This window comes from Arthrobacter sp. StoSoilA2 (assembly GCF_019977195.1).
Taxonomy (GTDB): domain Bacteria; phylum Actinomycetota; class Actinomycetes; order Actinomycetales; family Micrococcaceae; genus Arthrobacter.
Window position 1 is genome coordinate 4,422,337 of the sequence record NZ_AP024643.1, and the last position, 12,039, is coordinate 4,434,375.

Consider the following 12,039-nt stretch of genomic DNA (forward strand, 5'->3'; position numbering starts at 1 on the left):
ACGGTGTGCAGATGTTCCTGCGTTACCGTGCGACAGGCAGCGTTCGCGTCCGATCCATACCATTTCGGTAGTTTCCGCATCAAGTACGGCGAAGAAGGTTGGGCCTCAGAACCGGTCAGTGATAAACACTGGAACAGATCCTGGGATACCGGGCGAATACAGGAATGCACGCAACTTGAGCCCCTAACTACCGGCCATCGGGATGTCAGTCAGACTGACCTCACCGCCAACCGGAGCAATTGCACACGATCCGCACTACCTAGCGCCTAACTATTCTACGGGCCAGGCCAAATTAAGACCAATCAGGAATCATAAGCCCTCGCAAGCCCTTTCACAGCAGAACGAAAGGATGCCTGGCGAGTCTTGGATCATGACATCGCTTCTTTCACGTGTTTCGGGTGCTGAACAGTCCGCGGCGCCGGGCCCACGGACACCGCCGGCCGCCGTCGAACGCTTCCAGGCGCAAGCCCGACGGCGGCTGGCCCGGGCTGACATTCTGGGTTTCCTCGCGTGGGTGTCCCCGGTGGCCGCGGTCGCCTTGTGGCTTGCAGACGGCGGCGCAGGCGGGTTCTCCTCCTTTGCCGGAAGTGCGACAGGCCTCGGAATCGTGGCTGGTTTGGTCGGCATGGACGTGGTCCTCCTCATGCTGCTCCTGGCGGCCCGGATCCCGCTGGTCAACAACACAATCGGCCATGACCGCGCTCTTGAGATCCATAAATCACTGGGTAAGCCGGCGCTTTACCTGCTGCTGGCACATGGGATCCTCCTGGCGGTCGGCTATGGCGCCGCAGAAGGCCTCGACCCCATCAGCGAATCGGTGTCCCTGTGGGTCAACGTCCCGGATATGTGGCTCGCGTTCGTCGCGATGGCGCTGTTCCTCGTCGTGGTCGTGACCTCGTTAGTGGCGGTGCGACGAAAGTTCCCGTACAAATTCTGGTACGTAATCCATCTCCTGACCTACGCAGCAGTGGCAGCGGCCATCCCCCACCAGTTCAGTGTTGGCGGACTCTTTGCCGAAGGAACCTGGCAGCGCTGGTATTGGCTGGCTTTCTGCATCGGGACGGGCGCGGCGCTCCTGTTCTTCAGGATTTACCTGCCACTCGCTGCGACAGTCCGGCATCAGCTCACGGTCAGTCGTGTAGTGCGTGTTGCACCTGATGTCTTCAGCATCGAAATGACCGGACTGCATCTGGAGAAGCTGGCTGGCAGCGGCGGGAGATTCTTCATCTGGAGGTTCCTGGCTCCCGGGTTCTGGTGGCAGCCGCATCCCTTCAGCCTATCCGCGGAGCCACTCCCCGCTACGGGCACTGCCGTGGGCAAACTCCGTATCACCGTCCGAAAACTAGGCGACGGATCCGCCCGATTGGCCCGTCTCAGACCCGGCACCAGGGTCGCCCTTGAGGGACCCTATGGGATGTTCAGCACCGCCGCCCGGTCCCGCAACAGAGTGGTGATGATCGGCGCCGGCATCGGCATTGCTCCTCTGCGGTCGCTGTTGGAATCCACGCCTTTTGAGCCTGGCAATGCAACGGTCCTGCTGCGCGGACACGACGAATCCGAGCTCTTCCTTGGTCAGGAAATCATGGCCCTTTGCCAAGCCCGCGGCGCGACCCTCTTCCACCTGACCGGCCCGCGCTCCGCACGCCCCAACGCATGGCTCCCCGAATCAGCCGTCCAAGCCGGGTTCACACTCCGTTCCTATATCCCGGACGTGGCCAACGCCGACGTCTACGTCTGCGGCCCTGCTGGCTGGGCCGGCAAGGTGGTCCAGGACGCACAGGCCGCAGGGGTACCCGCAGAACAACTCCACTACGAAAGGTTCGACTGGTGAGAATCCGCGCAGCAATGGCAACGGCCCTGGCGTCCGCGGGCATACTGCTCGCAGGCTGGCAATCAGGAGCTCATGTTGCCGAAACAACCACGTCCACAACAACAAGCCTGAGCAGCAGCATGTCGGCCGGCAGTTCAGCGGCGAACGGCAGCACCGGCACCACCGGAACCAGCGGCAGCACCGCGGAAAGCACGACGGCGGCAACCTACGACGGCGCGTCGGTCCAGACCCGCTTCGGCACGGTTCAGGTCCAGGTGACTATCCAGAATGGCAAGATCACCGAGGTCACACCCCTGCAACTCACCGATGCGGAACGGAAGTCTGCCCAGATCAGCAGCAGGGCAGCACCTGTCCTGCGATCCGAAGTCCTCCGGGCCCAGTCAGCCGACGTACAAACTGTCAGTGGCGCGACAGTCACCAGTCAGGCCTATCTGACCTCCCTCCAGGCGGCCCTCGATGCAGCCAACTTTTAACGGCGAACAGCTCCGTGCGCGTACGTTCCGCAGCATGGGCACTGTGGTGAGCCTGACCGTGGCGAGCGGAACCTCCGCCCAAACCGGCGTCGATGAGCTGCAGTCCGCCGTCGACGTCGTAGGGGAAATATTTACACAGCTGGACCTGACGTTCAGCCTTTACCGGGAAGGATCTGAAGCAAGCCGGCTGGCCCGTGGCGAACTGACGTTGGCCTATGCCTCGGAGCCAATGCAGGAGCTCTATGCCGTGGCCTCGGAATGGCGCGTGGAGACCGAATGCGCGTTCACGGCCGAGCGACCGGACGGTGCGTTGGATCTTTCCGGAATCGTCAAAGCCCACGCCATGCGCGAAGCTGCACTGTCCCTGGGTGCCCTCGGCCTGCACAATTGGTGCCTCAACGCCGGCGGGGACGTGCTGGTAAGCGGATCACCGGAGCCGGTGGACTCCGGGTTTGAAGAACCCAATCCGTGGCTGGCCGGCATCGTTGATCCGTTTGACCACCGGAAGCTGCTCAGTACATACCGCCTCAGTGCCTCGGCGGAACGCGGAGTGAGGGCCCTTGCAACGTCGGGCTCGGCGGAACGCGGGGAACACATTTGGACCGTCGGTGCAGTGCGGCCGGAGTTCGTTCAGGTTTCCGTCGCGGCACAGGACATTGTCACGGCCGACGTCCTGGCAACAGCCATCGTCGCAGGCGGACCGCAAACCCTGGATCACGCTGTGGAGAAATGGGGCGTCGACGTGCTCGCGGTTGGCAGGACCGGAACGCTGCTCGCCACACCAGGTTTTCGTAACGCGGGCTGAGTCAGTTCTGCTAGCCCGGCTTAACTACACGGGGCGGATCAGAGCCGGATACTTCGGGCTAAGCCCATCGCCCGAGGACGTACCCCGTACACGGCGCACTACCCACGGGCCGGCGAATTCCCGGACCCATCGCGCGTTTGCCCGAATAGCTTCGGACCGGTTCAGCGTGGGAAGCGGTGCGAGCTCCGGGACTTCGAGCACATGCTCATGCTCGAGGACGTCCAGCACGCGCTTGGCCATATTGACGTGGCCCGCCGTCGACATGTGCATCCGGTCCTGCGCCCACATCCTGACGTCGTAGTACTCATCGAACCGCCAGTAATCCACCAGCAGGGCACCATGGTTCTCGGCGATTTCGCGGAGCAGTTCGTTGTAGATCGCGGTCCGACCACGCATCGTGCTGAAAACCTTCGAACCGCGGGCGTCAAAGCCCGTGAAGAGCACAACAGTGGCGCCGGTCGCGCTTAACTTGGCGATTCCGGCGTCGTAATCCTCCAAAAGCGAGTCAATATCGATCTTGGGCCGCAGGATGTCGTTGGCGCCGGCATACATCGTCACCAAAGTGGGCTTCAGCGCGACGGCCGCGTCCACTTGTTCCGCCATGATTTGGCGGAGCTTCCTGCCGCGGATGGCGAGGTTGGCGTAGCCGAAGTCCTCGTTGCTGTGGGCCAGCTGCCGGGCAACGACGTCGGCCCACCCGCGGACGCCGTTGGGTCGCGTTGGGTCGTCGTCGCCAACGCCCTCAGTGAAGGAATCCCCCAAGGCAACATAACGGGCAGAAAAATCCATGCCGTCAGTCTGCCATTAGGCGACCGCTACCTACAAAGCACGGACAAGGCTACGATTCGCGCAGGATCCAATGGTTATTGTCCAGCCTGGAGACAATTTTCTCGCCGATGCGCGCGAGGTCCGCGACGTCGTCGGGCGAAAGTGAATCGAGCATCAGCGCCCGCACGGACTCAACGTGACCGGGGGCCAGGGCCACAATGGTGGACATTCCGGCCTCGGTCAGGTGGGCGACGGTGACGCGCGCGTCGCCGGGGTGTGCCTGGCGTTCCACCCAGCCGCGCTTCTGGAGTTTGGTGACCACGTGGGACAGACGCGACAGCGAGGCACTGGTCCGGGCGGCAAGCTCGCTCATGGGCAGGTACCTGCCCTCGGTTTCCGAGAGCATCGCCAGCACGTTGTAGTCGAACAGCGACAATTTTCCAGCAGACTGAAGCTGCGTATCCAGCGCCGAGGGGAGCAACGTATTGATGCTCAAGAGGGCCAACCAGGCACGGCGTTCGTCGGCATTAAGCCAGCGGGGTTCAGTCATGGATCCATCTTAGGAGAATTAGCCGGTTGCCCCGGCCTTGCTGCAGCCGCAAACGGTAGGCTGGCGGAATGTTTGTTGTCGCCTTGACCTACAAAGTTCCCGACGAAATCGTCGACTTCCATCGTCCAGCCCACATGGCCTGGCTTAAAGACGCGTTCGACGCCGGCGTGTTCCTTGCGTCGGGACGTCGCGTTCCAGCCACGGGCGGCGTGCTGCTGTCAAAGGTTGACCGGGAAACCCTGGATGACTCACTGGCCAAAGACCCGTTCTTCAGCAACGGCGTGGCCGAGTTCGAGATCATCGAATTCACGGCGACCACTGTGGCCGACGGCTACGAGAACCTGCTCGAGAACTAAGGCTTGCTGGCTGCCTTCACTGCGTGGCCTGCTGGTTTTCGACCAGTTTCTTCAGTCCGCCCTTCCGGGGGACTTTCACGGGCTGGGGCCAACGGGGATTCAGGGAGTCCCCCAGGGTGATGCCGCGGAGTTTACGTCCAAAGAGAGGCAGAACCCAGTCGTTCACCCAGCGCCGCTGCCTGCGTTCCCATTCGCGCATGGTCATTCTTTGGGGTGGGTCCCATTGCTTCGGAGAAATCTTGTGCGGGACGTTCAGATGGTCAAGGACCTGGGCGGCAAGATATTTGTGGCCGGCCTTGGACATGTGAAGCCGGTCGGGAGCCCACATCCGTGAGTCTTTGTAGGCGTCAAAGCACCAGTAATCCACCAGGATCGCCCCGTACTTTGCGGCCACATCACGGACCTTTTGGTTGTACATCGTGTTGCGCTTCTTGAACGGTTCCAGGACGGCTGAGACCTTCACGTCAAAACCGGTAAAAAGGACCACCGTGGCCCCGGTGGCAGCAAGCCGGGCGACCAGCAGTTCATAGTCGTTGAGGAGCGCGTCCATGTCCGTGCCAAAGTCCAGGATGTCATTGCCACCGGCATAAAGCGTGATGAGTGTTGGTTCCATGGCGAGGGCAGGCTCGAGTTGTTCATCGATGATGTGCCGGAGCCGTTTGCTGCGTACGGCGAGATTTGCGTACTCCCAGCCCGGCTGCGCTTTGGCCAATTTCTCGGCGACACGGTCTGCCCAGCCGCGTACCCCGTTGGGCAAAACCTTGCTCGGATCCCCCACGCCCTCGGTGAAGGAATCCCCAAGGGCGACGTACCGCCGTCGTCCGCTGTCCCCAGCCGCGTAACCATCCCGCATCCAGACAACGCTACCCACCCCCGGTTACTCCCCAACCAACCCAAAGTGAACAGGTCGGGCGGGAAGTGCGCGAGCATCCCCAAAAAACGGGCGGGAAGTGAGAGAGCATCCCCAAAAAACGGGCGGGAAGTGAGCGAGCATCGGAGTGTGAAGGGTGCACGGGGCCGGTTGGCGGTCATCCGGCAGCGTGCGTCAAAGCGATGAAGGAGCAGCATGCAGAGGATGGCCGCCAACCGGCCGGACCCAAGCGGCCGACCCAGCCACGACGCCAAACAGGCTTAGCCCTCTGCCTTGCCGCGTCGCCAGTAACCCATGAAAGCAACCTGCTTCCGATCGATTCCGACGTCCCGCACCAGGTACCGCCGCATTTCCTTGATGACGAACGCTTCCCCGGCGATCCAGGCGTAGAAGGGCAGCGCACCGGCAGGCGAAGTGGGGTTCTTGGTGGCTTCGATGGCGGCAGTGTCCATGCGTTGCGGGGTTTCCCAGAGGATGTCCTGGTCCACGTTGACGTCTTCGGGCTCGGGTCCGGCAGCTTCGGATCCCTTGATTCCTACCCAACCGGGGACGGGAACGGCCTTGGCGACGGCTTCTTTGAGGAGTTCGCCATGTGGGCGGGAGCGCCCAATCGCTGCGCCGCGGGCGAGCCAGGTGATTTCGACGTCGGCAGGTGTGCTGATGTCCTGGAAGTCGCCGGCTTCGGGTACTTCAAGGAATGCGTGGCCGGTCATGTCCGCGGGCAGGCTCTCGAGGATGGCGCTGATTGCCGGCACTGCTGTCTCGTCTCCGGCGAGCAGGACCCTCTGGGCCAGCCCGGGCCGCCATTCGATGCCGCCGTAGGCACCGGCCGTGGTGCATTGGGCTGCACGGTTGTTCGGGCCGATGATGGTGAGGGCGTCACCTGGCTTCGCCGCGACAGCCCAGTTGGCTGCGGGTCCGCCATGGCCTGCGTCGTCAAAGTGCATGACAAAGTCGATGTCGATTTCGGGGTACACGGCGTCGAGTCGCTCAGCCCTGACCGTGTAGGTGCGCATGGCTCCCCGGACGGAAGTATCCATGGCCAACCATTCCTGGTACCACCCGGCATCTTCCATCTTGAATTCGGGCAGGGGGATCTGCTGTCCTTGGGCGTCGAATGAAGGAATCATCAGCTTCACGCGCAGGTCCAAGGTATCCCCTGCAACGCCGAAGCCCCGCAGCGAGTAGCCACCGAACGTGATCCGCCGGAAATTCGGGCTCAGGTCCTGCACGGCCGAGACCGTGACGTCGAAGGCAAGGGTCATGGGTTCCACGCTGGCGCTCGCTTGGGTCCGTGTTGGTTGTGCACTCATGAGGCGATCTCCAGTTCGTTGGTTGAAACGGGCTGTGCGTGGTGGCGTCCGATGGGGACAATGAGCGGTGTTCCTGAGATGGGGTCTGGAACCACGCGGGATTCCAGGCCAAAGACGTCGTAGACCAGTTGCTCGGTCACCACAACGGGTGCGGGTCCTTCGGCCACAATGCATCCGCCCTTCATGGCGATGACGTGGTCGGCGTAGCGCGCGGCGAGGTTGAGGTCGTGGAGCACGATCGCCACGGTGGTGCCCCGGCTGCGGTTGAGGTCCGTAACGAGGTCCAACACTTCCACCTGGTGCGCAAGGTCCAGGTATGTGGTTGGCTCGTCAAGCAGCAGCACGTCAGTTTCCTGCGCAAGGGCCATGGCAATCCAGACGCGCTGGCGCTGTCCGCCCGACAATTCGTCGACGCTTCGCTCTGCGAGCTCCAGCGTTGCGGTGGCTTGGAGCGCCCGCTGCACCGCGGCGTCGTCGGAATCGCTCCAACTCCGGAAGAATCCCTGGTGCGGATACCGGCCCCGTCCCACGAGGTCGCGCACGCTAATACCGTCCGGAGCCGTGGGGTGCTGCGGAAGAAGGCCCAACGTCCGGGCGAGCTCACGGGCTGGCCGGGAATGGATGTCCTTGCCGTCGAGGGTCACGGCCCCGCCGGCGGGCTTGAGCAGCCGCGACAATCCACGGAGAAGCGTGGACTTACCGCAGGCGTTTGCGCCCACGATCATCGTGACTTTACCCTCGGGGATTTCCGTGGTGAGGCCCTCAACCACCTTGCGCTGCTCGTATTGGAGTGTCAGGTCCTTGGCCTTAAGCATTGCCATGTCAGGCTTCCTTTCGATTCGAGGTGACCAGGAGCCACAGCAGGAAGGGTGCACCGAGGGCGCCCGTGATGACGCCGACCGGGAGGACGGTTCCGTCGAGGATGGCGGGTGCGATGTTGGAGGCGAAGAAGTCTGCGGCCAACACGATCAGCGCGCCGGTAAAGGCCGACGCCGGGAGGCTGGGTTTGCGGACGATGCGTCGGGCAATTGGTCCGGCCAGGAAAGCGACGAAGGCAACGGGACCGGCAGCCGCCGTCGCGGAGGCGGCAAGCCCGACGGCGGTCAAGACCAGTCCCAGCCTGGTGGCGTTGACCCTGATGCCCAAGCCGGCGGCTGCATCGTCACCGAGTTCGAGGATGCGCAGCGGGCCGGCAAGGATGATGACAGCCGGAACCAGGACCAGCAAGGAGGCCATGAGGATCCCGGTGCGCTCCCAATTCGCAGAATTCAGCGAACCGTTAAGCCAGACGAGGACGTCAGCCGCGGTACGGATGTCAGCACGGGTCATGAGAAAGTTGACCACTGCGTGCAGTGCCGCGGCGATGCCCACACCCGCGAGTATGAGGCGGTTGCCGGCAGCATTGCCACGGCTGCCTCCGCCCGCCCCGGACCCGGTGCCGCGCGAAATCGCGTAGATAATGGCAGCAACACCCAGCGCACCGCCAAGGGCTGCCCAGGAAACGACGGCTCCGGAAGCACCAAAGACCACAATCGCCGTCACGGCCGCTGCACTGGCTCCGTAGCTGATGCCGATAATGTCAGGGCTGGCCAAGGGGTTGCGCAGCATGGTTTGGAAAAGCGCGCCGGCCAGGCCGAAGGCCATGCCGATCAGTGTTCCGATGGCAGCGCGGGGCAGTTTGTGCTCCATGACAATGAAGCTGGCCCCGGGGATCTTCTCGCCGCCGGTCAAGTGTGCGATGACGATCTTGAAGAAATCAGGGATGGTCACCGTGTAGCTGCCCAGCAGCACGTACACGGCGAACATGACAACGAGGGCCAAGCCGAGGAAGAACGTTGGGCTGGGCACGCGCCGAAATGACAATTGATGCGAATGTTTCCGGGGAACATTGCCATTAAGTGCCAACTCGGCGGGGAGTTTGCGAAGGGTGGTCACAGTCCGGCCCCCTTTCCGCGGCGGATGAGCCACACGAACACCGGCGCACCGACGAGCGCGGTCATGATGCCGGCCGGAACTTCGCCGGGAAGCAGGACCACTCGGCCGATCACATCGGCGATGATCAGCAGGATGGGCGCCGAGATCATGGAGAACGGCAGGACCCACCGGTAGTCCGGACCGGTGAGCGAGCGGACAGCGTGCGGAATCACCAGGCCGAGGAACGCGATGGGTCCAGCCAACGCGGTGGCGGATCCGCACAGCAGGACGATCCCAAGGCCGATGATTCCACGGGATAGGCCAACATTCTGACCGAGTCCACGTGCGATGTCGTCACCCAGGGCGAGGCTGTTCAGGATGCGGCCACTGGCCAGAACGATTACGGCGCCGACGGCCAGGAAGGGAAGAGCAGGTAGCAGAACGGACCAGTCGCGTCCGCCAATACTTCCCACCTGCCAGAACCGGAACCGGTCCAGGGTGTCCTGGCTTGAGACCAGGATGACATTCATCAGCGAGAACAGGCCGGCACTCAGCGCCGCGCCCGCGAGGGCGAGCTTGACCGGCGTCGCACCGTCACGTCCCCTGGACGCGATGGCGTAAACGACGACGGCGGCCGCTGCGGCGCCGATGAAGGCGAACCAAATGTAGCCGGTGAGCGAACCGACGCCGAAAACATAGATGCCCACGACAACCGCAAGGGCCGCACCCGCATTGAGTCCCAGAATCCCGGGATCAGCCAGGGGGTTGCGGGCCACTCCTTGCATTGCCGCTCCAGCCAAGCCCAGGGCGGCGCCTGCCAGGAGACCCAATACTGTTCGGGGAACCCGTGCGATGACCACTGCGTGGTCGCCACTTTCAGGATTGAAGTTGGTGATGGCTTCCCAAATGGTGGACAGGGGAAGCCCGCGCGCGCCGATCGCCAAGGATGCTGCGCACGCGGCGACGAGTACGACGACGGCGACCAGCAGCCAGGCACTCCGCCCGCTTGTTGCCCTGGAACCGGTTCCCCCTCCGGCCACATTGCTCCGGGGTGCGCTATCGCGCTGGTTACCAGGCACAGATGTGCCGCCAACCTGCCCCACGGAAGCCGCCGTCGTCGTACTCAATTTCATTGCAGTTACTTGCCTGCCGCGTCCGTTGCCTTGTCCGCTGCACTGCCCAGCTGCGGCAGGAACGTGTCCAGGGCCCACGGCAGGCTCAGCGGCGAGGAGGCGGAAATGGACAGCGTCAGGGTCTGATCGGCGTCGGCGACGAGTGCGCCGGACTTGACCGCGGGTATCTGGCCCAGCAGGGGGTCGGCCTTGATGGCGTCGGCCGTGGCGGCTTCGGGCACCCACGTCACGAAGACATCGGACTCGAGCTCGTTGGCCTTTTCAGCGGACCACGCAATGAAGAAGTCCTTGTTGGTCTTCGTGTTCTGCTCCACTACCGGAGCGAGCTTCATGCCGATTTCGGAGAGGAAGCGCGGGCGGTTATCGATGGCCGTGTAGACGTTCACGCCGTCACCCTTGGCCGGTTCCAGGTTGCCGTAGATAAAGGTCTTGTCTTTGATCTGCGGGTACTTGGAAACCTTGTCCTTGACGGTGGCTTCAGTGTCTTCAATCAGTTTCTTGGCTTCGGCTTCCTTGCCGAGGGCCTTACCGATGATGGTGGTGCTTTCCTGCCAGGGCGTACCGTAGGCGAGCTCCGGGTAGGCAACCACGGGAGCGATTTCGGAAAGCTTCTTGTAATCGGCTTCCTCCAGGCCGGAGTAGGCGCCGAGGATGACGTCCGGGTTCAGCTTGGCGATCTCAGTGAAGTTGATCCCGTCCGCCTCGGAGAACTGCACGGGAGCCTTGTCCGAACCGAATCCGGCACCAAGCTTCTCCAGCGCGGCATCCTTCCACGGGGTGGAGCCCTTGTCGTTGTTGCCCCACTCGTTCTTGGGAAGGCCAACCGGGACAACGCCCAGGGCTATTGCGACGTCGTCATTCACCCAGGAGATGGTGACTACGCGCTTGGGCTGTTCCTTGATGGTGGTCTCACCGAAAGCGTGCTTGATGGTCACCGGGAAAGCAGCGGTTTCTGCCTGCTCCGTTGCCGGAGTGGAGGTGGCGGGCCCGGTGGAGCAGCCAGTGAGGGAAAGGGCGACGGCGGCCAAAGCGGCTGTCGCGGTGCCTGCGGTCTTCAGCAGGGCGCGGCGTGGAAGAAGGGAAGCCACGGGACTCCTTAGGTAAGGGATGCGAACCTAAGTAAGGCTAGCCTACCCTTTGGATAATTACGAAACGTTTGCGTCACGTAATGCCCCTCTTGCACATTGCTAAGATATCGGCAGCGGACTACCGCTTCCAAGGAGAACGACGAGGAGATGAGCGTGCGCACGATTTCAGTTGCTGCAGCCATGGAGGGCGAGGTGGCCATTTTGGCCTGCTTGGCACTCCCCCACCCGTCGGCATCACTCTAGGTACACGCACTCCGAACTCCTGTTTGGGTCTCTTTGCTGTGCCTCGCTTTCACAGATGACCGACGCTCCTTTCCAGCTGGCGCTCATGCTCAGCGCGCCGTCGATCAACTCCGAAAGAAACTTTGCCATGCAGAAAATTACTGCCCAACAAATCCGTTCGTCATTCATCAATGCCAGCCGGTCCGAAGCCGCCAGGCTCAACCTTCCGCGCGACTTGGAAACCATCGACTGGGAAAACCTTGAGTTCCTCGGCTGGCGCGACGAAAAAATGCCCCAGCGCGGCTACCTGGTGGTCCCGCACCGGGGCAAGCTCACCGGAATCATGCTCCGGGCGCCTGAAGGAGGCTCCGGAAAGAAGCGTGTGGTCCTCTGTGAATTGTGCCGTGACGTCTTCTCCAAAGACGACGTCTATCTGTGGGTCGCCAAGAAGGCCGGACAGTCAGGCAAGGACGGCAACACCGTGGGGACTCTGATCTGCGCCGAGTTCGGCTGCAGCGCCAATGTGCGCAAGGAGCCGCCCGCCAATGAAATCAACCCTGACCCGGCCGTCGTCGTGGCTCGGCAAATCGCCGGGCTTGAGGAGCGCACAGGCCAGTTCCTGGACCGGGTCCGGGGCACCTCCACCCGCTAAGGCAACGCGAGGTCACTTACGGCCCATAAATGGCCTCAGCATGGGCCGTAGGTGACCCCGCGT

The 12,039-nt window shown here is 62.8% G+C and carries 13 protein-coding genes; 5 read left to right on the top strand and 8 right to left on the bottom strand.

Annotated elements, in window-relative coordinates; genetic code table 11:
* Positions 1-370 precede the first annotated feature (370 nt).
* Genes LDN82_RS20165 through LDN82_RS20175 form a run of 3 tightly spaced genes read left to right on the top strand, consistent with a single transcriptional unit; the run spans position 371 to position 3,109 of the window.
* A complete protein-coding gene (locus LDN82_RS20165) occupies positions 371-1,831 on the top strand; it encodes a ferredoxin reductase family protein (RefSeq protein WP_224165595.1) in 1,461 nt (486 codons plus the stop codon).
* Complete coding sequence (locus LDN82_RS20170; protein WP_224165596.1) at positions 1,828-2,304, top strand: FMN-binding protein; 477 nt, start codon at positions 1,828-1,830, stop codon at positions 2,302-2,304. Before LDN82_RS20165 ends, LDN82_RS20170 begins: the two co-directional genes overlap by 4 nt.
* On the top strand, positions 2,288-3,109 hold the full coding sequence (locus tag LDN82_RS20175) for an FAD:protein FMN transferase (RefSeq protein ID WP_224165597.1): 822 nt from the start codon (positions 2,288-2,290) through the stop codon (positions 3,107-3,109). Before LDN82_RS20170 ends, LDN82_RS20175 begins: the two co-directional genes overlap by 17 nt.
* 24 nt (positions 3,110-3,133) lie before the next feature.
* Here the strand turns inward: LDN82_RS20175 and LDN82_RS20180 are convergent, their stop codons facing one another.
* Positions 3,134-3,898, bottom strand: coding sequence for an SGNH/GDSL hydrolase family protein (locus LDN82_RS20180; protein ID WP_224165598.1), 765 nt, complete (start codon positions 3,896-3,898; stop codon positions 3,134-3,136).
* Positions 3,899-3,947: 49 nt separating this feature from the next.
* Entirely contained in the window at positions 3,948-4,427 is a 480-nt protein-coding gene (locus LDN82_RS20185; protein WP_216927438.1) for a MarR family transcriptional regulator, read from the bottom strand.
* A gap of 68 nt (positions 4,428-4,495) precedes the next feature.
* Here LDN82_RS20185 and LDN82_RS20190 point away from each other — a divergent pair, with 68 nt between their 5' ends.
* Entirely contained in the window at positions 4,496-4,783 is a 288-nt protein-coding gene (locus LDN82_RS20190) for a YciI family protein (RefSeq protein ID WP_224165599.1), read from the top strand.
* A 16-nt stretch (positions 4,784-4,799) separates the two neighbouring features.
* On the opposite strand, the gene LDN82_RS20195 is transcribed toward LDN82_RS20190, so the two are convergent.
* The 6 genes from LDN82_RS20195 to LDN82_RS20220 all read right to left on the bottom strand — a co-directional run bounded on the left by LDN82_RS20195 (position 4,800) and on the right by LDN82_RS20220 (position 11,102).
* Positions 4,800-5,636 (bottom strand): SGNH/GDSL hydrolase family protein, encoded by an 837-nt coding sequence (locus LDN82_RS20195; RefSeq protein WP_224167588.1) that lies wholly within the window; start codon positions 5,634-5,636, stop codon positions 4,800-4,802.
* A gap of 278 nt (positions 5,637-5,914) precedes the next feature.
* Entirely contained in the window at positions 5,915-6,967 is a 1,053-nt protein-coding gene (locus LDN82_RS20200; protein ID WP_224165600.1) for a siderophore-interacting protein, read from the bottom strand.
* Positions 6,964-7,788: an ABC transporter ATP-binding protein gene (locus LDN82_RS20205; protein WP_224093522.1), complete on the bottom strand. Its 825-nt coding sequence runs from the start codon at positions 7,786-7,788 to the stop codon at positions 6,964-6,966. Before LDN82_RS20205 ends, LDN82_RS20200 begins: the two co-directional genes overlap by 4 nt.
* Position 7,789: 1 nt before the next feature.
* Positions 7,790-8,902 (bottom strand): iron chelate uptake ABC transporter family permease subunit, encoded by a 1,113-nt coding sequence (locus LDN82_RS20210; RefSeq protein ID WP_224165601.1) that lies wholly within the window; start codon positions 8,900-8,902, stop codon positions 7,790-7,792.
* Positions 8,899-10,014, bottom strand: a complete 1,116-nt coding sequence (locus LDN82_RS20215; RefSeq protein ID WP_224165602.1) for an iron chelate uptake ABC transporter family permease subunit — start codon at positions 10,012-10,014, stop codon at positions 8,899-8,901. The genes LDN82_RS20210 and LDN82_RS20215 overlap by 4 nt, the downstream gene beginning before the upstream one ends.
* 5 nt (positions 10,015-10,019) lie before the next feature.
* Entirely contained in the window at positions 10,020-11,102 is a 1,083-nt protein-coding gene (locus LDN82_RS20220; RefSeq protein WP_224165603.1) for an iron-siderophore ABC transporter substrate-binding protein, read from the bottom strand.
* Positions 11,103-11,472: 370 nt separating this feature from the next.
* Between LDN82_RS20220 and LDN82_RS20225 the strand changes: the two genes are divergently transcribed.
* Positions 11,473-11,976 carry an FBP domain-containing protein gene (locus LDN82_RS20225; RefSeq protein WP_224165604.1) on the top strand — a complete coding sequence of 168 codons (504 nt, stop codon included), beginning with the start codon at positions 11,473-11,475 and terminating at the stop codon, positions 11,974-11,976.
* Positions 11,977-12,039: the final 63 nt, after the last annotated feature.

Bases quoted from the DNA above. Each gene is read 5' to 3' on its own strand.
- LDN82_RS20165 (WP_224165595.1), top strand. From the start codon at position 371: ATGACATCGCTTCTTTCACGTGTTTCGGGTGCTGAACAGTCCGCGGCG.
- LDN82_RS20175 (WP_224165597.1), top strand. From the start codon at position 2,288: ATGCAGCCAACTTTTAACGGCGAACAGCTCCGTGCGCGTACGTTCCGC.
- LDN82_RS20180 (WP_224165598.1), bottom strand. From the start codon at position 3,898: ATGGATTTTTCTGCCCGTTATGTTGCCTTGGGGGATTCCTTCACTGAG.
- LDN82_RS20185 (WP_216927438.1), bottom strand. From the start codon at position 4,427: ATGACTGAACCCCGCTGGCTTAATGCCGACGAACGCCGTGCCTGGTTG.
- LDN82_RS20190 (WP_224165599.1), top strand. From the start codon at position 4,496: ATGTTTGTTGTCGCCTTGACCTACAAAGTTCCCGACGAAATCGTCGAC.
- LDN82_RS20195 (WP_224167588.1), bottom strand. From the start codon at position 5,636: ATGCGGGATGGTTACGCGGCTGGGGACAGCGGACGACGGCGGTACGTC.
- LDN82_RS20200 (WP_224165600.1), bottom strand. From the start codon at position 6,967: ATGAGTGCACAACCAACACGGACCCAAGCGAGCGCCAGCGTGGAACCC.
- LDN82_RS20205 (WP_224093522.1), bottom strand. From the start codon at position 7,788: ATGGCAATGCTTAAGGCCAAGGACCTGACACTCCAATACGAGCAGCGC.
- LDN82_RS20215 (WP_224165602.1), bottom strand. From the start codon at position 10,014: ATGAAATTGAGTACGACGACGGCGGCTTCCGTGGGGCAGGTTGGCGGC.
- LDN82_RS20225 (WP_224165604.1), top strand. From the start codon at position 11,473: ATGCAGAAAATTACTGCCCAACAAATCCGTTCGTCATTCATCAATGCC.